The 2,019-nt window shown below is 54.5% G+C and carries 2 protein-coding genes and 1 pseudogene; 1 reads left to right on the forward strand and 2 read right to left on the reverse strand.

Annotated elements, in window-relative coordinates:
* A partial coding sequence (locus tag EQY_RS0122370; protein WP_000851795.1) for an oligopeptide:H+ symporter occupies window positions 1-1,092 on the forward strand: 1,092 nt, incomplete at its 5' end.
* Between the two features lie 48 nt (window positions 1,093-1,140).
* On the opposite strand, the gene rsmJ is transcribed toward EQY_RS0122370, so the two are convergent.
* Window positions 1,141-1,893: a 16S rRNA (guanine(1516)-N(2))-methyltransferase RsmJ gene (gene rsmJ, locus EQY_RS0122375; RefSeq protein WP_000686601.1), complete on the reverse strand. Its 753-nt coding sequence runs from the start codon at window positions 1,891-1,893 to the stop codon at window positions 1,141-1,143.
* Window positions 1,894-1,900: 7 nt separating this feature from the next.
* Window positions 1,901-2,019: pseudogene (locus EQY_RS27085) on the reverse strand (M3 family metallopeptidase); the annotation flags it as partial.

Below are 2,019 nucleotides of genomic sequence, written 5' to 3' on the forward strand. Positions count from 1 at the left end.
GCAAGCCTGCTTTCTAAATGCTATCCACCGAAAGATCCGCGTCTGGATGGTGCTTTCACACTGTTTTACATGTCGATCAATATTGGTTCATTGGTGGCGTTGTCGCTGGCACCCGTGATTGCCGATAGATTTGGTTATTCCGTAACCTATAACCTGTGTGGGGCAGGTCTGATTGTCGCGCTACTGGTCTACATCGCCTGTCGCGGGATGGTGCAAGATATTGGTTCAGATCCTGACTTCCGACCACTGAACTTCGGCAAACTGTTGTACGTGTTGATTGGCAGCGTAGTGATGATCTTCGTCTGTGCATGGCTGATGCACAACGTAGAAGTCGCCAATCTGGTGCTGATCGCCCTCTCCATCGTCGTCACCATTATCTTCTTCCGTCAGGCATTCAAGCTGGATAAAACCGGGCGCAATAAAATGTTTGTCGCCTTTGTCCTGATGCTCGAAGCGGTGGTGTTTTACATCCTCTATGCCCAGATGCCAACGTCGCTGAACTTCTTTGCCATCAACAACGTACATCATGAAATTCTCGGTTTTTCCATCAACCCGGTCAGCTTCCAGGCGCTTAACCCATTCTGGGTGGTACTCGCCAGCCCAATACTGGCGGGCATTTACACGCATCTGGGTAACAAAGGCAAAGACCTCTCGATGCCGATGAAATTTACTCTCGGCATGTTTATGTGCTCGCTGGGATTTCTGACTGCCGCCGCTGCGGGAATGTGGTTTGCTGATGCGCAGGGGCTGACATCGCCGTGGTTTATCGTGCTGGTTTACTTGTTCCAGAGCCTGGGTGAACTGTTTATTAGCGCCCTGGGTCTGGCGATGGTTGCTGCTCTGGTGCCACAGCATTTGATGGGCTTTATTCTGGGAATGTGGTTTCTGACGCAGGCTGCCGCGTTCTTGCTCGGCGGCTATGTGGCAACATTTACCGCAGTGCCAGACAACATTACCGATCCGCTTGAGACGTTACCTGTCTACACCAACGTGTTTGGTAAGATTGGTCTGGTCACGCTGGGCGTTGCAGTAGTGATGCTGATGATGGTGCCCTGGCTGAAACGAATGATTGAGACGCCGGAAAGCCATTGATGATTCTTGCAGAAAAACGGGGAGCTATAACGCTACCCGTTTTCACTTTTACACCGGCGTTCCGGCATAAATATCAAAGCGATGCCCTTTGGTGACAACCGCGTTCGGTGTGGCAATGTTTGCCAGCGGCGGCGCGTAGTCCGGGCGCTTTACCACCACACGTTTGGTCGCCAGTTGCCGCGCAGGCTCCAGCAACCCATCGGCATCGAGATCCGGCCCCACCAGCGACTGAAACACTCGCATCTCTTTCTTCACCAGCGCGCTTTTCTGCTTATGTGGGAACATCGGGTCAAGATAGACCACTTGCGGGCGTGGGGTAATATCGGTTAGCGCCGTCAGGCTGGAGGCGTGAATTAACTGCAACCGCTCCTGCAACCAGCCGCCGATTTCCGCATCCGCATAACCACGCGCCAGGCCGTCGTCGAGTAGCGCGGCAACCACTGGATTACGCTCCAGCATCCGCACTCGGCAGCCGACTGAAGCCAGCACAAAGGCATCGCGCCCCAGCCCTGCGGTGGCGTCCACCACATCCGGCAAATAATCGCCCTTAATGCCCACCGCTTTTGCTACCGCTTCGCCGCGACCACCGCCGAATTTGCGTCGGTGCGCCATTGCCCCGCCGACAAAATCAACGAAAATGCCACCGAGTTTCGGCTCATCACGCTTACGCAGTTCCAGATGCTCTGGCGTTAACACCAAGGCCATCAGATTGTCTTCATCGTGCTCCAGCCCCCAGCGGGTCGCCAGAACAGATAAGGCGCCGTCTCCGGCGCCCGATTCATCAATTAAGCAGATTTTCACTGAATGATCAGCCCTTAATGCCGTAGTGCTCCAGCATCGCATCCAGTTGCGGTTCGCGACCACGGAAGCGTTTGAACAGTTCCATCGGCTCTTCTTAACCCCCACGGCTCAGAATGTTGTCGCGGG

This window comes from Escherichia sp. TW14182 (genome assembly GCF_000208525.1).
In the GTDB taxonomy this organism is placed as follows: domain Bacteria; phylum Pseudomonadota; class Gammaproteobacteria; order Enterobacterales; family Enterobacteriaceae; genus Escherichia; species Escherichia ruysiae.